The organism is Microbacterium koreense, assembly GCF_042677105.1.
GTDB lineage: Bacteria > Actinomycetota > Actinomycetes > Actinomycetales > Microbacteriaceae > Microbacterium > Microbacterium koreense.
The window spans coordinates 2178995-2197880 of the sequence record NZ_JBHTIM010000001.1 but is presented as its reverse complement, the minus strand read 5'-3'; the positions used below and the strand labels follow the sequence as shown (position 1 = coordinate 2197880).

Sequence of the window (18886 nt, the reverse complement as noted above, 5' to 3'; positions counted from 1 at the left end):
GTAGTGTCACCAGCGTAACAACTGTTCACTCCTGACAACCGGATGCCGCCATGAGCCTGTCGACTGCACCCCTGCCGATCGTTCGCGAGACCGCCGTTCCGGCGACGCGCTCGATGTCGGGGCTCATCATGGCGCTGACCTCCGCCCTCGCGTTCGCCTCCAGTGGCCCGTTCGTCAAGCCGCTCATCGAAGCCGGATGGTCGGTCGGCGCCGCCCTCCTCGTGCGCATGGCCATCGCAGGGCTGGTCCTTTCGCCCGCGCTCATCCGAGTGCTGCGACGCAGCCCCGGCTTCTTGCACCGACACGGACTGTTCGTCGTCGGCTTCGGCGTCGTGGCCGTCGCCGGCATCCAGCTCTTCTACTTCTCGGCGATGTCGCGCATGCCGGTCGCCGTCGCCTTGCTGCTGCAGTATCTCGCGCCGGTGCTGCTCGTCGGGTTCGTGTGGTTCCGCACCAGGCGGGCACCGTCGCCGATCGTGCTCACGGGGTCGGCCGTGGCACTCATCGGACTCGTGTTGGTCGTCGACATCTCCGGGGCGCGCTTCGACCTGCTGGGCACCGTCTTCGGGCTCGCCGCTGCGGTGTGCACCGTTGCCTTCTTCGTGCTCTCGGCCCGGGCGGGCGACGAGATACCGCCGCTCGCCCTGGCTGCCGGTGGACTCCTGACGGGAGCAGCGGTCATCGGCGGCTTGATGCTGATCGGAGTGCTGCCCTTCGCCGCCCCGATGGTCTCCGTCGAGCTCGCGGGAGTTCAGGTGGCGTGGTTCGTCCCGTTGCTCTGGGTGGCCGCCGTGGCGACGACACTCGGCTACGCGTTCGGGGTGATGGCGGTGCCGCGGATCGGATCGCGCGTCGCCTCATTCGTCGGTCTGTCCGAAGTGCTCTTCGCGCTGGCCTTCGCATGGCTGTTCCTGGGCGAGGTGCCCGCGCCGATTCAATTGGTCGGTGGTGCCGTGCTGCTCGTCGGTGTGGTCCTTGTGCGATCCGAAGCGGACTCGCCGGGAAGCCCGCGCGGGGAGGCCGCTAGCCTTCCCGCCGCGCCAGCTCCATGAGCGTGGTCACACGGTGCGAGATGACCTCCTCCATGACCAGCGACGTTTCCGTGCGCTCCACGCCGACGATCGCAAGGATCCGGGCGTCGGTGTCGAAGAGGTGCTGGGTGTCGCGGCACGCGACGCGGACGAGCAGATCGACGGGCCCGCTGAGGCCGTAGGCGTAGACGATCTCGGGCAGACCCTTCATCTCTTCGGTGATACGGGGAAGCTCCGCTTGGCGCACGACCACGCTGATGAACGCCTCGATCGGGAACCCGAGCGCCGATGTCGAGATGGCACGCTCGTACGACAGGAACGCGCCCGTGCGGTCGAGTCGGGCCATACGTGCCTGCACGGTGTTCCGTGACAGCCCCAGCCGATCGGCCAACGCGACGACCGTCGCGCGAGGGTCGGTCGACAAGGCCGCGAGCAACTCCAGATCCACGCGATCGAGTGAGGTCATAGTGCGAAACGCTAGCAGGTCGGCTCGACCCGATGTTGCGCAACATGCTCAAGTGCAGGGGGAATGCTTGAGCTAGGTGCGCTTGCGACGTATCGTCGGCCACATCGGCGACGAGGCCGACCTAAACGACGGAGCGCCCCACAAGGGCTCCTCCCGAGGAGGGATGACGATGACGCACACTCTCACTCCGACCGCCGATGTCGACACCGACATCGACGACGTCGCACGACTGATCGATTCCGACGGCTCGCGGGTCGACGATGCAGAGCTCGAGCGGTGGGTCACCGACGTCGACGCATCGATGTTGCGTGATCTCTACCGCGACATGATGCTCGTCCGCCGGATCGACACCGAAGGCGTCGCTCTGCAACGCCAGGGGCAACTGGGCCTGTGGGCCCCATGTCAGGGACAGGAGGCGACGCAGATCGGCACGGCGCGCGCACTGCGTCCCGACGACTTCGCCTTCCCGAGCTACCGCGAAACCGGAGTCTGCCACGTTCGCGGCGCTCAGCCTCAGGATTTCGTCCTGGCGTGGCGCGGCGAGGTTCATTCGACGTACGACCCGTACGCCATCAATACTGCGACTCCACAAATCATCATCGGCGCACAGACGTTGCACGCGGTCGGCTACGCGATGGGGATCCAGCGGGACGGCACCGACCAGGTGGCCGCGACCTACTTCGGCGATGGGGCGTCGAGCCAGGGTGATGTCAACGAAGCGATGGTGTTCGCATCCTCGTTCGGTGCTCCGGCGATCTTCGTCTGTTCGAACAACCAGTGGGCGATCTCCGAACCCGTCGCCGTCCAGGCGAAATTCCCGATCGCAGGACGTGCGCCCGGGTTCGGCATCCCGAGCATGCGTGTCGACGGCAACGACGTGCTGGCGTGTCTGGCCGCGATGCGGTGGGCGACGGATCGTGCGCGCCGCGGCGACGGCCCGTCGTTCATCGAGGCGGTGACCTATCGGATCGGTCCTCACACCACCTCCGATGACCCCACCCGCTATCGCGACAAGGATGAAGTGGAGTTCTGGCGGCGCCGTGACCCGATCGCGCGCGTCGAGGCGTTGCTTCGCTCCGAGGGTGCCTTCGACGACGAGTTCGCGGCGTCCGTCGCCGACGCGGCCGACCGTCTGGGGGCCGCCGTCCGCTCCGCGGCGCTGGGCGCCGTCACCCGGCCGGCTATCGAGGTGCTCGACGACGTCTACGCCGAACCCCACACCGGCATCGACGAAGAACGCGCCTGGTTCCAGGCGTATCTCGACGGCTTCGAGGGCGAGGAGGACGCACGATGACGCAGCTCACCATGGCCAAGGCCATCAACGCCGGGCTTCACCGGGCGATGGCCGACGACCCGAAGGTGCTCGTGATGGGCGAGGACATCGGCAAGCTCGGCGGCGTCTTCCGTATCACCGACGGCCTGCTGGACACCTACGGGGCCCAGCGCGTGATCGATACGCCCTTGGCCGAGGCAGGCATCATGGGCACCGCCGTCGGGCTCGCCTTCCGCGGATATCGCCCGGTGGTCGAGATTCAATTCGACGGGTTCGTGTATCCCGCGTTCGACCAGATCGTCTGTCAGGTCGCGAAGCTGCACTATCGCACGCGCGGCAATGTCCGGATGCCGATCACGATCCGCATCCCGTGGGCCGGTGGTGTCGGCGCCGCCGAGCATCACTCGGAGTCGCCGGAGGCGTACTTCGTCCACACCTCGGGCCTGCGTGTCGTGGCCGTATCGAACCCGCAGGACGCGTACGTCATGCTGCGACAGGCGATCGCCAGTGATGACCCCGTGGTGTACTTCGAGCCCAAGCGGCTCTATCACGGCAAGGGGGAGGTCGAACTCGATGCCGATCTCGCCGACGCGCCCCCGATGGGACTGGCGCGGGTCGCCAGGGAGGGGACGGACGTCACGCTGCTCACCTATGGCGCGCAGGTTGCCGTGGCGATGGATGCGGCAACCGCCGCTGAGGACGACGGCGTGTCGATCGAAGTGATCGACCTGCGCTCGATCTCTCCGGTGGACTATCGGACGGTCACCGCTTCGGTGCGCAAGACCGGGCGGGTGGTCGTCACGCACGAGGCGGCACGGGAGGCGGGGGTCGGTGCCGAGTTGGTCGCGAACGTGACCGAGCGGTGCTTCAACTACCTCGAAGCGGCGCCCGCGCGCGTCACGGGCCACGACATCCCCTATCCGCCGGCGAAGCTCGAAAAGCACCACGTGCCCGACCTCGACCGCATCCTCGACGCCGTCGATCGGGTCATGGATCGCCCCAACAGCATGGCGGGGGTGCAGCTGTGATCGAAGACTTCCGTTTGCCCGATCTCGGGGAGGGGCTCCCCGAAGCCGAACTCGTCCAATGGCTCGTCGATGAAGGCGACGAGGTCGCGCTGAACCAGACGATCGCCGAGGTGGAGACCGCGAAGGCGGTCGTCGAGTTGCCGTCGCCGCATGCCGGTGTCATCGCCAAGCTGCACGCCGCGGCCGGCGACGTCGTGGAGGTCGGATCCGTCTTCGTCTCGTTCCGGCTGGGCGATGATTCCGCGGCGCAGGATCCAGCGGATGAGAACGGCGCGGCGGCCGATGACGAGGAGAATCGACCGAATCTGGTCGGGTACGGCGCCGCACCACGCTCGAGCGCGCGCCCGCAACGCCGTCGCCGCGGAACGGCCGCGCGCACCGCAGAGGTGGATACGGCGGTGCTCGAAGCGGCGCCCCACGATGCCCTTCACGCCGTCGAACACGACGCGACGGACACGCCGCCCGAACGCCCGCGTTCGACCCCACCGGTGCGTGCCTACGCGAAGCAGCTCGGCATCGACCTGGCCCTTGTCGAGGCCTCCGGTGCGGCGGGCATCATCACACGCGCCGATGTCGAAGCGTACGCAGAGCGGGTCGGCGTGACCGGCGACACCGCCTCAGCCGCACCCGAGCCCGCCCCGCATCGCGAGGTGACTTCCGATGAACGGGAGACACGTGCGGCGATCCGCGGGGTGCGCAAACACACCGCGGAGGCGATGGTGCGCAGCGCCTTCACCGCGCCTCACGTCACGACGTTCCTCACCGTCGACGTCACCGCGACGACGGAGCTGCTGGCCTCGTTCAGAGCCGATCGGTCGTTGCAGGATCACCGCATCGGCATCCTCGCCGTAGCGGCCAAGGCCGTGTGTCTCGCGTTGCGTCGGCATCCCGAACTCAACTCCGCGTGGGATGCCGATGCCGGCGAGATCGTCACCCACCACTACGTCAACCTCGGGATCGCCGCGGCCACACAACGCGGCCTCGTCGTGCCGAACATCCGCGAGGCGCAGGAGATGACGCTGCCCGAGCTGGCCGACGCGATCGGCGACCTCGCCGCTACGGCGCGAGCCGGCCGAACCTCGCCCGCCGACATGTCGGGTGGCACGTTCTCGATCACGAACGTCGGAGTCTTCGGTGTGGATGCCGGAACGCCGATCCTCAATCCGGGAGAGGCCGGCATCCTGGCCGTGGGCGCCGTGCGGAAGCAGCCGTGGGAGTATCACGGTGATATCGCCCTGCGTGATGTCATCACGCTCGCGCTGTCATTCGATCACCGCCTGGTCGACGGTGAGCAGGGTTCGAAATTCCTGCGCGACGTCGGCGACATCATGCGCGAACCGGGGCGAGTGATGCTCTTCGGGTGAGGGCGCGTCAGTCGTTTCGACGGGCGGTCGTCGTGGTCACCCCTCGGCGTCACACCGTGAGTGCGGCCTGTGCCATGTCTGCGAGGATGCCGCGCACGACCGCGCCGTCGGGAAGCTGCCGTCCGCCGCGCACGCTGTGCGCGGTCGAGTTGATCAGCCCGAAGCAGGCGTGCGCGCGCACACGCAGATCGGGTTCGTCGCGCTCGGGGTGCAGGTCGGCGAGCACGCCGATCCACAGGTCGACGTATTCGCGTTGCAGACGCCGCACCGTGTGACGGTCGTCGTCGCTCAAGCTGGCGAGATCGCGGTCCTGCACGCGGATGACGTCGGCATCGGCGAGCGCGAAATCGACGTGGAAGTAGACGAGCGATTCCAGGCACCCGCGGGGGCTGGACGCGGTGGCCAGCACGCTGCGGCCGCCGGCGAGGAGGCGCTCGCTGACGGTGACGAGGATGCGGCCGAGCAGAGCCTGCTTGTTGGCGAAGTGCCGGTACACCGCGGGGCCGCTGACTCCGACGGCGGCACCGAGTTCTTCCAGGCTCACTCCGCTGTACCCCCGCTCGGCGAACAGGCGCGCGGCTTCGGCGACGAGTGCGGATTGGCGATCTGCTTTGGCGCGCTCGCGTTCGGTCGTCCCACTTGTCATTCCAGTTAATCCTCGCTAACCTGAGTCCTCAGTTAGTGAACACTAACCAGATTCGGATTCGCGGACACGAAAGCGTGACCCGATCGTGACGTCGACGGAGATGACATGAGCACCCTTGCGACTTCGATAACGCACGACGATGCGTTCTCGCGCACGCGCGAGGCGCAGGCGGCTTTGTCCCGTGACCTGCGCGATCGACTCGCGCGCGCCGCCCTCGGCGGGCCCGAATCCGCACGCGAGCGTCACCTCGCGCGCGGCAAACTCCTCCCGCGGGACCGCGTAACGCGGCTCTTGGACGAGGGCAGTCCCTTCATCGAGATCGCGCCGCTGGCCGCCGACGGACTCTATGACGGTGGCGCTGCCGGAGCAGGGGTGATCGCCGGCATCGGGCTGGTACACGGGCGACATGTGATGGTCGTCTGCAACGACGCGACCGTCAAGGGCGGCACCTACTATCCGATGACGGTCAAGAAGCACCTCCGCGCACAGGAGATCGCGCTCGAGAACCGCCTGGCCTGCGTGTATCTTGTCGACTCCGGCGGAGCGTTCCTTCCTCTGCAGGACGAGGTCTTCCCCGACAGAGAGCATTTCGGCCGCATCTTCTACAACCAGGCGCGGATGTCGGCGGAAGGGATCCCGCAGATCGCCGCCGTCATGGGATCGTGCACCGCCGGCGGCGCCTACGTTCCCGCGATGAGCGATGAGACGGTCATCGTGCGCGACCAGGGCACGATCTTCCTCGGCGGGCCGCCGCTGGTGAAAGCGGCGATCGGCGAGGTCGTCACCGCCGAGGAACTCGGAGGGGGTGACCTGCACGCGCGACGGTCGGGGGTCGTGGACCACCTCGCCGATGACGATGAGCACGCGCTCGAGATCGTCCGGGACATCGTCGCGACGCTGCCGTTACCCGCCGCGCCCGTGTGGGACGTCGCCGCGACGCGCGAACCGGTCGTCGACCCCGACGACCTCTACGGCGTCGTCCCCGTCGATGTCAATCAGCCTTACGACGTGCGCGAAGTCATCGCGCGACTCGTCGACGGGAGCGACTTCCACGAGTTCAAACGCGAGTACGGCGACACCCTCGTCACCGGTTTCGCGCGCATCCACGGCAATCCCGTCGGGATCGTCGCGAACAACGGTGTGCTGTTCAGCGAATCCGCACAGAAGGGCGCGCATTTCATCGAACTGTGCGATCAGCGTGGCGTGCCGCTGCTGTTCCTCCAGAACATCTCGGGGTTCATGGTCGGCCGCGATGCCGAAGCCGGCGGCATCGCCCGTGCCGGAGCGAAGATGGTCACCGCCGTCGCAACGACCCGCGTGCCGAAGATCACCGTGGTCATCGGTGGCTCGTTCGGCGCGGGAAACTACTCCATGTGCGGGCGCGCCTACTCGCCGCGGTTCCTCTGGACGTGGCCGGCCAGCCGCATCTCTGTCATGGGAGGCCCGCAGGCGGCGTCCGTGCTCTCCACGGTCAAGCGCGACCAGCTCGAGGCGCGCGGTGAGGGATGGTCGGCCGAAGACCAGTCGGCCTTCGAAGCTCCGATCCGCGAGCAGTATGAGACTCAGGGAGATCCGTACTACGCCACCGCCCGACTGTGGGACGACGGTGTGATCGATCCTGCCGACACCCGCGACCTGCTGGGGCTCGCGCTCGACGTCGTCTCTCGCACGCCCCTGCCCGACACGCGCTTCGGCATCTTCCGGATGTGAGCCCGATGAATTCTCCGTCTTCCGCATCCTCCGAGGTCACCTGGACCGACCGCCTCGGACCGGTTCTCGTCGCCAATCGTGGCGAGATCGCGCGCCGCGTGATCCGTACCCTCAAGACCCTCGGCATCCCCTCCGTGGCCGTGTACAGCGACGCGGATGCCGCGGCACCGCATGTGCACGAAGCCGACCAGGCGGTGAGAATCGGACCGGCCGCGGCATCCGCGTCGTATCTCGACATCGACGCGGTGATGCGTGCCGTCGAGGTCATCGGGGCGCGCGCCGTCCACCCCGGTTACGGGTTCCTCTCTGAGAACGTCGCCTTCGCGCGCGCCTGTCGGGCGGCCGGCGTCGCGTTCATCGGTCCGGGGGAGCGGGCCCTCGACGTCATGGCTGACAAGATCCGTGCGAAAGAGCACGTCGCCGACCACGGCGTCCCGACGGTGCCGGGATTCAGCGCCGCCGGGATGTCGTATGCCGAGATCGCCCGTGCGGCCGATGACGCCGGGTATCCGCTCCTGATCAAGCCCTCCGCCGGCGGCGGCGGCAAAGGCATGCAGGTCGTTCGCAGCGCCGCAGACTTGTCCGAGGCCCTCGAGACCGCGCGCCGTGTCGCTCGGGCGGCCTTCGGCGACGACACGCTGCTGCTGGAGCGACTCATCGAGGCGCCGCGCCATATCGAGGTGCAGGTGCTCGCCGACGCGCACGGCACGGTCATCCACCTCGGCGAGCGTGAATGCACGCTGCAGCGCCGACATCAGAAGGTCATCGAAGAGGCGCCATCTGACGTGGTCGACTCCCGGACCCGCGAACGGCTGGGCGCCGCCGCGTGCGCGGCTGCGGCATCCGTGGACTATCTCGGGGCCGGAACGGTGGAGTTCCTCGTGGCAGGCGACCGCCCGGACGAGTTCTTCTTCATCGAGATGAACACCCGCCTCCAGGTCGAGCACCCGGTTACCGAGCTCGTCACCGGCGTGGACCTCGTCGAACAGCAGCTTCGAATCGCCGCGGGCCTGCCTCTGGAGCTCACACAGGAGGGCATCCGTCTGGACGGGCACGCGATCGAGGCGCGCGTGTACGCCGAGAGTCCCGAGCGGGGATTCCTCCCGGCCACCGGAGATGTCGTGCGCTGGGGTGCTCCGCGCCGGGCGCGAGCGGATTCTGCGATCGAATCGGGCTCGACGATCACCGCGGACTACGACCCGATGATCGCGAAGGTCATCGCGTGGGGAGAGGACCGTCCGAGTGCGCTGGCACACCTGGACGATGCACTCGCCGAGACCGTCGTCCTCGGCGTCGACACGAACATCGCCTTCCTGCGGAGCCTCCTGGCAGAGCCCGCGGTGCAGGCCGCCGAGGTCGACACGGGATTCATCGACCGACTTCCGCCCTTCACCGCCCCCGAGCCTCGTATGCAGGTCTTGGCCCAGGTGGTCGCCGTCGCGCCCCCCGTCGAGCCCTTCGGGGCCCCCGTCGGCGCCGGGCGTCTCGGTGCGTCGGCGCTGTGGGCTGCGGGGTCGGGGTGGCGCGCGGGGGGCCCACCGCAGGAACGGGAGTTCTCCGTCCTGCTCGATGACGGGACGGTCCGTACGGTGGCCGTGCCGGGGGCGGATGCTTCACGCGCAGCCGATGCCGGATTCGAGCTCGTCGCCGGCGAGGACGGTGTGTGGGTGCACGTCGACGGAACTGCCCACCATCTCGTACCGCTCACGCGCCGTCAGGCGATGGAACGTCGACTGGCGGCGCGGGAACGCGCCACCGCTGCATCGGCGCCGGAGCTGATGGCGCCGATGCCCGGCGCCGTCGTGGCCGTGCACGTCGACGACGGCGCCGCCGTCGATGCGGGCGCCCGCATCGTCACCATCGAGGCGATGAAGATGGAACACCCCGTGACCGCACCCCACGGAGGAATCGTGCGGCTCGAGATCGCCGTCGGCGAGCAGGTGAGCCGAGACCAGGTGATCGCCCACGTCCTCGCGGACGACGATGCGGTGATCGCGAACCGTGAAGAGGAGCCCCGATGAACCACAGCAACCTGACCGATGACGAGCGCGAGCTCGCGCGCTTGGTGCGGGATTTCGCCGACGAGGTCGTCGCGCCGCAGGCGTACGAGGCTGATCGCACCAAGACCCTCTCGATGGACGTGGTCCGTCAGATGGGCGAGATGGGTCTGTTCGGCCTCCCGTTCCCCGAAGAATACGGCGGGCAGGGCGGCGACTACTTCGCGCTCTGTCTGGCGATCGAAGCGCTCGCCCGCGTCGACCAGTCGATCGCGATCACCCTCGAAGCGGGGGTCAGCCTCGGGGCGATGCCCATCTTCCGCTTCGGTACCGAAGAGCAGAAGAAGGAGTACCTCCCGACTCTGCTGAGCGGGGAGCGCCTCGCCGGGTTCGGTCTGACAGAACCCGAAGCAGGGTCGGATGCGGGAGCGACCCGCACCACCGCGACCCTCGATGGGGGCGAGTGGGTCGTCGACGGAGCAAAGCAGTTCATCACGAACTCCGGCACCCCGATCACACGGTTCGTCACCGTCACCGCGGTGACCGGGGAGACCGACGGACGCAAAGAGATCTCGACGATCATCGTGCCCAACGACACACCGGGCTTCACCGTCGAGCCCGCGTACGACAAGGTCGGTTGGCACGCTTCCGACACGCACCCGCTGACCTTCACCGGCGCGCGGGTCCCCGAGGGCAACCTGCTCGGCGAGCGGGGTCGTGGATTCGCGAACTTCCTGCACATCCTCGACGAGGGAAGGATCGCGATCGCCGCGCTGTCCACCGGCGCGGCAGAGGGATGCCTCGAAGCAGCCATCGAGTACGCGTCGGCCCGCACCGTCTTCGGCGAAGCGCTCGCGACCCGCCAGAGCATCCAGTTCATGATCGCGCGCATGCACCAGCGGGTGCACAACGCCCGCCTCGCCTGGCATCACGCAGCCCGCTTGCGCGACGCCGGCCGGCCCTTCAAGACCGAAGCCGCCGTCGCAAAGCTCACCGCCAGCGATGCGGCGATGGACAACGCGCGCGATGCCACGCAGATCTTCGGCGGCAACGGATTCATGAATGAGTTCCCCGTCGCGCGCCACTATCGCGACTCGAAGATCTTGGAGATCGGCGAGGGCACCAGTGAAGTGCAATTGCTCGTGATCGCCCGCGCCCTCGGGATAGCGTGATCTCGTGACCGATATCGTGCAACGCGGACGCTACGTCGACGAGCTCGTGGTCGGGGCGCGGTACGCGCATCGCCCCGGACGCACCGCGACGGAGGCCGACAACACGCTGTTCTCCTCGCTCACGATGAACACACAAGCCCTCCATCTCGACGCCGCCTTCTCGGCGACGCAGCCCTTCGGCGAGCGCCTCATGAACTCGATGTGGACTCTGGCGACCATGGTCGGCGCATCGGTGTCGCAAATCACGCAGGGTACCCTCGTCGCGCAGTTGGGCCTGAGCGACATCACCTTTCCCGCCCCGCTCTTCCATGGCGACACGCTGTACTGCGACACCGAGATCGTCGACGTGCGGGCATCGTCATCGCGGCCCGGGCAGGGCATCGTCACGATGCGACACACCGGCCGCAACCAGGACGGCACCGTCGTCGCGCACGCGACCCGGGTGGCGCTCATGTGGTGGAGTTCCGAGGACCATCGCCGGGCCGACCTCGCCGAGCAGGAGGTCTCGTCGTGAGTGCATTCGACCTCGGCCCCGCGATCCTTTTCTGTCCGGCCGACCGGCCCGAGCGCTTCGCGAAAGCCCACGAACGGGCGGACGCGGTGATCCTCGACCTCGAGGACGCAGTCGCACCCGCCGCCAAGGCCACCGCACGCGGCGCACTCATCGAGTGCGACCTCGACCCGGAACGCGTGATCGTCCGGGTCAATCCTCTCGACACCGAGGCGCACATCGCCGATATGGCGACGTTGTCGCAGACCGACTTCCGCCGGGTCATGGTGGCCAAGGCCGAGACTCCGAAGCGGATCGCGAAGCTCGACTCACGATTCGACGTGATCGCGCTGTGTGAAACGGCGAAGGGCGTCTCGCAGGCGGAGAAGATCGCCGCGCTCGACAACGTCGTCGCGCTCATGTGGGGCGCCGAGGACCTCGTGGCATCCCTGGGAGGAACGTCGAGTCGAAAGCCGAACGGACGCTACCGCGACATCGCACGGTACGCCCGCGAACGCGTGCTGTTGGCAGCGGGAGCCCGCGGCCGCGGCGCGATCGACGCCGTGCATCTCGACATCGCCGATGCCAAAGGTCTCGCGCGCGAGGCGGCGGACGCGGTCGCCTCCGGGTTCACCGCGACGGCGTGCATCCACCCCGATCAGGTCGCGGTCGTACGTGATGCCTACCGTCCGTCCGGCGCAGACGTGACATGGGCGCGCGCGGTGCTCGCGCGCGCAGACGGCGAACGAGGCGTCTTCTCGTTCGATGGTCGCATGGTGGACGAGCCGGTACTGCGGCATGCGCGGGCGCTCCTGCGACGCGCGGCGGTCTGAGACGGAACGCCCCTGCCGTCAGGCGGGAACGGAAGCAGTCGTCGACTGCAGGGTGATGCGCTCCCGCTCGACCAGGAACACATGGCTCGATCCATTCGGGAGTCGTTCCGCAAGCGACGGAAACGCACCCGTCGTCGCGTGCAGCATCACCTCTCGGATGAGGGCGCCGTGCGCGACGACGATCACCGTCGGAGCGTTCGGTGCCGTGGCGCGCCGGGCATCCCGTACCGCATGTCGCAGCGCGCGGAGTGCGCGCCGCCGCAATTCTGACCTCGGTTCGGCGCCCGGTACTTCGGCGCTATACCAGTCACCCCACCGGCGGGCGAACTCGCTCGTCTCGATGCCCTCGGCTTCGCCGTAGGAGCGCTCGCGCAGGTCTGGAGAGGTGCGCAGCAGTCCGACGCCGAGACCATCGGCGATGATCTCGGCCGTCTCCTTCGCCCGTGACAGATCGCTGGAGATCACCACGACGGGGCCCGGGGCGATCTCGTCAGCGAGGCGGCGCGCGGTCGCACGGGCCTGGTCGCGACCGTCGTCGTTCAGGGGGATGTCGGTTCGGCCTTGAATGCGGCGTGCCCGGTTCCACTCGGTTTCGCCGTGGCGCACGAGGATCAGCGTCGTCACCGTTCGAGCCTAGACGCTCAGATCGATGGCAGACGGTTCGCCAACTCAGCGAGCACATCACTCGTGCCAGAGTCGACCTTCACCGTCGCCCGACCGTCACCGCGCGTCTCACCACGGTTCACGATGACGATCGGCAGGCGGCGCCGGCGTGCACGATCGAGCAGCCGGATGCCGCTGTTGACGACGAGGGAGGAGCCGGCGATCAGCAGAGCGTCACTGGCTCGCACGAGCTGCTCCGCCTCGCGGAACTTCTCGGCGGGAATGAACTCACCGAAGAACACGACGTCGGGCTTGAGAGTGCCGCCGCACACGCTGCAATCCGGGACGATGAACCCGGCGGTCGACTCGGGCGTCACGTCGCCGTCAGGTCCCAGCGCGACGTTCTCAGGGACCGCGATCCATGGATTCTCCGCCTCGATGCGGAGTGCCAGGTCGCGCCGGTCGAACACCTGCCCGCAGCGCAGACACACGATGCGTCGCATCGTTCCGTGCAGTTCGACCACCCGACGGCTGCCGGCTTGAAGGTGGAGACCGTCGACGTTCTGGGTGATGACCCCCGAAGCCAAACCTCGCTCTTCGATGAGAGCGAGCGCGCGGTGACCGGCGTTGGGAACCGCGGACGCGAAGGCGCTCCACCCCAGATGGCTTCCCACCCAGTACCGCCGCCGAGCATCCTCACTCGAGAGGAACTGGTCGGCGGTCATCGGAGTGCGCACGGGCGCACCCTTCCCGCGGTAGTCGGGGATCCCGGAGTCCGTCGAAACACCGGCGCCGGTCACGACCGCGACCCTGCGTCCCGAGAGCGCGTCGACCGCCGCCGCGATGTCTGCGGCGGTGCCGCCTTCGACGACGACGGACATGGAACCACCCCCGGCCTCCGAGTCTAGGCGCGTCAGATTTCGGACAGGTGACACGTGCGATAGTGGAGCGTGCTCATCGCGATCGACACGGCCGACGACCCGCGGCTCGCCGACTACCGCGACCTCACCGACGTGGCATTGCGGCGTGTGCGTGAACCCGAGGGTGGACTGTACATCGCCGAATCCGCCAAAGTGATCGCGCGAGCCCTGCGGGCCGGACACCGGCCGCGTTCTGTGTTGCTGCAGGAGAAGTGGCTCGACGAGGTCCGGCCGCTCTTCGCGGAACACCCCGAGACCCCGATCTATGTCGTCTCACCGCAGGTCGCCGAAGTGGTCACCGGGTATGCGGTGCACCGTGGAGCGCTGGCGGCGATGCATCGACCGTCGGTGCGCGAGGTCGCCGACGTCGTCGCCGACGCGCGACTGATCGTGGTCCTCGAAGACATCGTCGACCACACCAACGTCGGGGCGGTGTTCCGGGCCGCAGCCGGACTCGGAGCCGACGCGGTGCTGGTCACGCCGCGCTGTGCCGATCCTCTGTACCGCCGATCGGTTCGGGTCAGCATGGGAACCGTGTTCCAAGTGCCATGGACGCGACTGCCGGCGTGGGATGTCGCCGGTCCGCTCCTTCACGATCTCGGCTTCCACCGGGCGGCCCTTGCACTCTCGGACTCGGCGGTCGCGTTGGACGACTTCGCTGCGTCTCGGCCGGAGCGCGTCGCTTTGTTCCTCGGTGCAGAGGGGGACGGGCTCTCGCGCCGCGCCCTGGCGGCGGCGGACACCGTGGTGACGATCCCGATGGCCGGGGGCGTCGATTCGCTCAATGTCGCCGCGGCGAGCGCCGTGGCGATATGGGAGCTGCGCGCGCGTTAGGCGTCCTCGCCGACGCGACGGGTGGGGTCGGCATCCGGGGCGAGGGTGGTGATCGGCAGGGCGTCGGGCCGCTTCGCGGTGATGTGATCGCCCGACGACTGGTGGCGAAGCCGCCGCAGTACCCATGGCACGAGGTACTCACGGGCCCAGACCAGGTCGTGGGCGCGCGCCGCGCGCCAGGTACGTGACGGGATCGGGTCGGGCTGCATGGGAAGCAGATCGTTGGGAACGTTCAGTGCGCGTAGCACCATGCGGGCGATCTCATGGTGACCCAGCGCGTTGTAGTGGAGGCGGTCGTCGTCGAAGAATCGCATGTCCTGCACCTCTTTGAGGGCCCACTGGTCGGCGACGATGCAGTCGTGGCGGTCGGCGATGGCGCGGATGTTCTCGTTGTAGATCGCGACTTTGCCTCGGATGCCGCGGAACACCGGCGTGAAGTTCGTGTCGATTCCCGTGAACACCACGACCGTCGCGCCATCGCTCGACAGGCGCACAACGGCGTCTTCGAACAGTTGGGAGACGTCGTCGGGGTCGGTGCCCGGCCGGATGACGTCATTGCCGCCGGCGGAGAAGGTGACCAGATCGGGCTTGAGCGCCACCGCGGGTTCGACCTGGTCGGCGACGATCTGTGCAATGAGCTTTCCGCGGACGGCGAGATTGGCGTAGGCGAAGTCCTCCGTCTGCGCGCCGAGCACGTCGGCGACGCGGTCAGCCCATCCACGATGGAGATTGCCGCCGCCGGGGAGGGGATCACCGATGCCTTCCGTGAACGAATCCCCGACAGCGACGTACCGCCGCCAGGGGTGCGTCTGCGCATTGGCGACATACGGACTGCGGTTGTCGTCGTTCTCCGGCATAGATCTTCCTCGCGTCATGGCCGTTTCGAGCGTACCGCGAGGCTTGGACGTCGGTGGAACCGTCTATCGTGGTCACTCGTGCTGTCGCGTCCGATGGTGTCGGAAGGGGAGGATGTGGACGACTCGATGTCGATGTCCGCCCCCGCGGGGGCCGACTCCATCGCGCCGCAGGATGGCGATCACCACCTCGGCAGTGCCGCTGCCGAACATCTCTCTCCGGCGTACCCGCAACGTGCGCCGTGGGGGACCGCGGGCCGCCTTCGTGCCTGGCAGGCGGAGGCACTCGAGCTCTACTTCTCGCTCGACGGGCCCGACGGGGTCGGTTCCGGCCCCCGCGACTTCCTCGCCGCGGCGACCCCGGGTGCCGGCAAGACGACGTTCGCGCTACGCCTCGCGAGCGAACTCCTCCGGCGGCAGGTGGTCGAGCGCGTCGTCGTCGTCGCCCCCACCGAACATCTGAAGACGCAGTGGGCAGACGCAGCGGCGCGGGTCAACATCCGACTGGACCCGCACTTCTCCAACAGGGGCGGCCTTCCGGCACGGCACTTCCACGGCGTGGCCGTGACCTACGCGCAGGTCGCGGTGAAGTCGTCGGTGCACGAGCGGGTCATCCACGACCGCCGGACGCTCGTGATCCTCGATGAGGTACATCACGGTGGCGACGCGTTGTCGTGGGGCGACGCGCTGCGCGACGCGTTCGGACGCGCGACCCGCCGCCTGCTGCTGTCGGGCACGCCTTTCCGCAGCGACACCGCGCCGATCCCGTTCGTCGAGTACCACCCCGACGCGCAGGGCATTCGCGTCTCACGCACCGACTACAGCTACGGCTACCGCCGCGCGCTCGAGGACGGTGTCGTCCGGCCTGTCATCTTCCTCGTCTATGCGGGGCAGATGCGCTGGCGGACGAAGACCGGCGATGAGATGGAAGCCCAATTGGGGCAGGACAACACCAAGGACATCACGTCGCAGGCGTGGCGGACCGCCCTGGACCCGGAAGGCGAGTGGATCCCGGCGGTGCTGCGGTCAGCTGACCGGCGACTGAGTGAAGTGCGTGCGCAGGTTCCCGACGCAGGCGGTCTCGTGATTGCCACCGATCAGACGGCGGCGCGAGCGTACGCCGCGATCCTCGATGAGGTCAGCGGTGAGAAGACGACGGTCGTCCTGTCCGATGAAGACGGTGCGTCGGCGCGCATCGCGGAATTCTCGGAGAGTCAGCGTCGGTGGATGGTGGCCGTACGCATGGTCTCCGAAGGCGTTGACGTTCCGCGACTCTCGGTGGGGGTCTACGCCACCAGTGCGTCCACACCGTTGTTCTTCGCACAGGCGATCGGGCGATTCGTCCGCGCGCGCAAGCGCGGCGAGACGGCGAGTGTGTTCCTGCCCCACGTGCCGCAATTGCTCGCTCTGGCCCACGCGATGGAGGTCGAGCGGGATCATGCGCTCGACCGCGGGGGCGAAGGCGATGAGTGGGGCCTCGACGATGACCTGATGGATGCGGCGGCCGCCGGCGAATCAGCATCCGACGATCTCACCTACGAATTCACGTATCAGGCCCTCGGCTCGCTCGCGCACTTCGACAGGGTGCTGTACGAGGGCAAGGAATTCGGCCAACTGGCCGTTCCCGGTACCCCTGAAGAAGAGGAGTTCCTCGGGATTCCCGGCCTTCTCGAACCGGAGCATGTCCACGAGCTCCTCGTGCAGCGTCAGGCCCGGCAGGGCCGCCACCGCAAAGCACGCGAATCCCGCGCGACATCGGAGGAGAGCCCTTCGACAGATGCGCCGCCGCCTGCATTGCACCGCACGTTGAAGGAACAGCGGCAGCTGCTCAACAGTCTGGTCGGCCTGTATGCGCGGCAGTCGGGCGAACCGCACGGGGCGATTCACGCCGAGTTGCGGCGTAACTGCGGGGGGCCGGCTGTCGCGCAGGCGACGGTGGCTCAGCTCCAGGCGCGGATCGATCTCTTGCGGGCCCGCGTACGGTCATAGACTGCGCGGCATGGGTGCCGCGTACTCGTTCGCATCGACATGGCACATCGATGCACCCGTCGACGCCTGCGCGGCAGCGTTCGCGGAGATGTTCACCTCGCGCGACGGCCGAGCGACCGACTCGTGGTGGCGTGGCGTGCGGGTCGAGCGGGCCCCGAGGCGTATTGGGGTCGGCGAGCGCGTGGTGCTCGGTGTACGCAGTCCGTTCGGGTACCGTCTGCGGGTCGATCTGACCGTCACCGCGTGGCGGCAAGACCGCGAGATCGCCGCCACGAGCGCCGGCGACCTCACCGGCCGGGGCCGCATCACGCTCCGTGCGCGGTCGGAGCATGCGTCATCCGTCACGATCGTCTGGAACGTGAAGACCGAGCGAGCGTGGATGTCGAAGACGTCCTTCCTGCTGCGCCCCGCCTTCACGGTCGCACACGCCTGGGTGATGCGCGCCGGCGAACGCGGGTTGCGTGAGGCTGCGGCCGACGCTCCTTCGGACATCCGAAATGCTGACAATCGTCGGATACGACAGGGCCCGAGGCGTGCCTGTCGCTAGCGTTGACGGGTTCGATCCGCCACACGAGGAGACCCGCTGTGAGCCCGCCTGTTCGCCCACCCGTTCGTGACCGTCGACGCTGGGCGCGTTACCTCGTCGACGAGCGCGCCGAGGCCGCGGTCTATCGGGACATCGCCGCACGACGCAAAGGTGAGGAGCGCGACATCCTCCTCGCCCTCGCCGCGGCGGAGGGCCGCCACGAAGCGCACTGGATCGCGCTCCTCGGTGGGGAGCCTGACCGCTTGCCGCGGCCCGCGCTGCGCACGCGCGTACTCGGATGGATGGCGAGGCGTTTCGGCTCGATCTTCGTGCTGGCCCTCGCGCAGAACGCCGAGGCGCGCTCGCCGTACGACGCGGAGCCGTACGCCACAGCGACCATGGCAGCCGACGAGAAGGTCCACCATGAAGTGGTGCGCGGCCTCGCCGCCCGGGGGCGCCGGCGACTTTCGGGCACTTTCCGTGCCGCGGTCTTCGGCGCCAACGACGGGCTCGTTTCGAACCTCGCGCTCGTGCTGGGGATAGGGGCAACGGGTGTTGCTCCCGGCGTCGTCCTTTTCAGCGGTATCGCCGGCCTTCTCGCCGGCGCCTTGTCGATGGGTGCCGGCGAGTACGTGTCGGTGCGGTCGCAGCGCGAGTTGCTCGACGCGACCGAACCGAGCGATTTCGCCGATGCCGCTCTTCCCGACCTCGATCTCGATGCGAACGAGCTCGCGCTCGTCTATCGGGCGCGGGGCATGGGGGAGACGGACGCGCTCGACCGCGCGCGGTCGACTCTTGCCGCTGTTCGCGGCGGGCACCCGGTACCGGGCGCCCCCATCCCGGGCGACGCGGAGAAGGACGACGTCGTCGGAGGTGCCTTCCACGCGGCCGTGTCGAGTTTCGCGTTCTTCGCGTCGGGCGCGATCATCCCCGTCCTCCCGTGGCTGTTCGGGTTGTCCGGCACCGTGGCGGTGCTGGTGGCGCTCGGGCTCGTCGGCGTCGCCCTGCTGGCGACCGGCGCCGCGGTGGGAGTGTTGTCGGGTGGCCCCCCGTTGCGCCGTGCGCTGCGCCAACTTGCCATCGGGTTCGGTGCGGCCGCGATCACCTACGTGGTCGGTCTGGCGTTCGGGGTCACTCTCGGTTGAGGCCG

General features: G+C 68.3%; 18 protein-coding genes. 13 read left to right on the top strand and 5 right to left on the bottom strand.

The genetic code is table 11. The annotated features are described in order from the left end of the window. Nucleotides 1–50: 50 nt before the first annotated feature. Nucleotides 51–1052 carry an EamA family transporter gene (locus ACFQZV_RS10290; RefSeq protein ID WP_378749216.1) on the top strand — a complete coding sequence of 334 codons (1002 nt, stop codon included), beginning with the start codon at nt 51–53 and terminating at the stop codon, nt 1050–1052. Here the strand turns inward: ACFQZV_RS10290 and ACFQZV_RS10285 are convergent. Further along, the gene (locus tag ACFQZV_RS10285; protein WP_378749214.1) at nt 1024–1497 is read right to left on the bottom strand and encodes an Lrp/AsnC family transcriptional regulator; all 474 of its coding nucleotides are present in this window, start codon (nt 1495–1497) and stop codon (nt 1024–1026) included. The two genes, ACFQZV_RS10290 and ACFQZV_RS10285, sit on opposite strands and share 29 nt — an antisense overlap. 163 nt (nt 1498–1660) lie before the next feature. On the opposite strand from ACFQZV_RS10285, the gene pdhA reads away from it, so the two are divergent. The 3 genes from pdhA to ACFQZV_RS10270 are packed head-to-tail and all read left to right on the top strand — an operon-like array spanning nt 1661 to nt 5162. Then, nucleotides 1661–2791, top strand: a complete 1131-nt coding sequence (gene pdhA, locus ACFQZV_RS10280; RefSeq protein WP_378749213.1) for a pyruvate dehydrogenase (acetyl-transferring) E1 component subunit alpha — start codon at nt 1661–1663, stop codon at nt 2789–2791. Further along, entirely contained in the window at nt 2788–3798 is a 1011-nt protein-coding gene (locus ACFQZV_RS10275; protein WP_378749210.1) for an alpha-ketoacid dehydrogenase subunit beta, read from the top strand. The genes pdhA and ACFQZV_RS10275 overlap by 4 nt, the downstream gene beginning before the upstream one ends. Next, entirely contained in the window at nt 3795–5162 is a 1368-nt protein-coding gene (locus ACFQZV_RS10270) for a dihydrolipoamide acetyltransferase family protein (RefSeq protein ID WP_378749208.1), read from the top strand. Before ACFQZV_RS10275 ends, ACFQZV_RS10270 begins: the two co-directional genes overlap by 4 nt. Nucleotides 5163–5211: 49 nt before the next feature. Here the strand turns inward: ACFQZV_RS10270 and ACFQZV_RS10265 are convergent, their stop codons facing one another. Further along, nucleotides 5212–5808, bottom strand: a complete 597-nt coding sequence (locus tag ACFQZV_RS10265) for an SACE_7040 family transcriptional regulator (protein ID WP_378749206.1) — start codon at nt 5806–5808, stop codon at nt 5212–5214. Between the two features lie 105 nt (nt 5809–5913). On the opposite strand from ACFQZV_RS10265, the gene ACFQZV_RS10260 reads away from it, so the two are divergent. The 5 genes from ACFQZV_RS10260 to ACFQZV_RS10240 are packed head-to-tail and all read left to right on the top strand — an operon-like array spanning nt 5914 to nt 12010. Then, entirely contained in the window at nt 5914–7518 is a 1605-nt protein-coding gene (locus ACFQZV_RS10260; protein ID WP_378749204.1) for a carboxyl transferase domain-containing protein, read from the top strand. Nucleotides 7519–7523: 5 nt separating this feature from the next. Next, nucleotides 7524–9539: an acetyl/propionyl/methylcrotonyl-CoA carboxylase subunit alpha gene (locus ACFQZV_RS10255; RefSeq protein ID WP_378749202.1), complete on the top strand. Its 2016-nt coding sequence runs from the start codon at nt 7524–7526 to the stop codon at nt 9537–9539. Continuing rightward, nucleotides 9536–10687, top strand: coding sequence for an acyl-CoA dehydrogenase family protein (locus ACFQZV_RS10250; RefSeq protein ID WP_378749200.1), 1152 nt, complete (start codon nt 9536–9538; stop codon nt 10685–10687). Before ACFQZV_RS10255 ends, ACFQZV_RS10250 begins: the two co-directional genes overlap by 4 nt. Before the next feature lie 4 nt (nt 10688–10691). Beyond that, the gene (locus ACFQZV_RS10245) at nt 10692–11201 is read left to right on the top strand and encodes a MaoC family dehydratase (RefSeq protein WP_378749198.1); all 510 of its coding nucleotides are present in this window, start codon (nt 10692–10694) and stop codon (nt 11199–11201) included. Further along, nucleotides 11198–12010 carry an HpcH/HpaI aldolase/citrate lyase family protein gene (locus ACFQZV_RS10240; RefSeq protein WP_378749196.1) on the top strand — a complete coding sequence of 271 codons (813 nt, stop codon included), beginning with the start codon at nt 11198–11200 and terminating at the stop codon, nt 12008–12010. Before ACFQZV_RS10245 ends, ACFQZV_RS10240 begins: the two co-directional genes overlap by 4 nt. Before the next feature lie 18 nt (nt 12011–12028). Here ACFQZV_RS10240 and ACFQZV_RS10235 read toward each other — a convergent pair whose 3' ends face one another. Beyond that, nucleotides 12029–12634, bottom strand: coding sequence for a histidine phosphatase family protein (locus ACFQZV_RS10235; RefSeq protein ID WP_378749194.1), 606 nt, complete (start codon nt 12632–12634; stop codon nt 12029–12031). A 17-nt stretch (nt 12635–12651) separates the two neighbouring features. Continuing rightward, nucleotides 12652–13494, bottom strand: a complete 843-nt coding sequence (locus ACFQZV_RS10230; protein WP_378749192.1) for a Sir2 family NAD-dependent protein deacetylase — start codon at nt 13492–13494, stop codon at nt 12652–12654. A gap of 69 nt (nt 13495–13563) precedes the next feature. Here ACFQZV_RS10230 and ACFQZV_RS10225 point away from each other — a divergent pair, with 69 nt between their 5' ends. Next, nucleotides 13564–14367 (top strand): TrmH family RNA methyltransferase, encoded by an 804-nt coding sequence (locus tag ACFQZV_RS10225; protein ID WP_378749190.1) that lies wholly within the window; start codon nt 13564–13566, stop codon nt 14365–14367. On the opposite strand, the gene ACFQZV_RS10220 is transcribed toward ACFQZV_RS10225, so the two are convergent. Further along, nucleotides 14364–15224, bottom strand: a complete 861-nt coding sequence (locus ACFQZV_RS10220) for an SGNH/GDSL hydrolase family protein (protein WP_378749188.1) — start codon at nt 15222–15224, stop codon at nt 14364–14366. The two genes, ACFQZV_RS10225 and ACFQZV_RS10220, sit on opposite strands and share 4 nt — an antisense overlap. Before the next feature lie 132 nt (nt 15225–15356). Between ACFQZV_RS10220 and ACFQZV_RS10215 the strand changes: the two genes are divergently transcribed. From ACFQZV_RS10215 to ACFQZV_RS10205, 3 genes are read left to right on the top strand one after another with little or no spacing between them, the layout of a single operon-like run. Continuing rightward, nucleotides 15357–17210, top strand: a complete 1854-nt coding sequence (locus ACFQZV_RS10215) for a DEAD/DEAH box helicase (protein WP_378749712.1) — start codon at nt 15357–15359, stop codon at nt 17208–17210. Between the two features lie 10 nt (nt 17211–17220). After that, a complete protein-coding gene (locus tag ACFQZV_RS10210; protein ID WP_378749186.1) occupies nt 17221–17757 on the top strand; it encodes a hypothetical protein in 537 nt (178 codons plus the stop codon). Nucleotides 17758–17795: 38 nt separating this feature from the next. After that, the gene (locus tag ACFQZV_RS10205) at nt 17796–18881 is read left to right on the top strand and encodes a VIT1/CCC1 transporter family protein (RefSeq protein ID WP_378749184.1); all 1086 of its coding nucleotides are present in this window, start codon (nt 17796–17798) and stop codon (nt 18879–18881) included. The last annotated feature ends 5 nt before the right edge of the window (nt 18882–18886 follow it).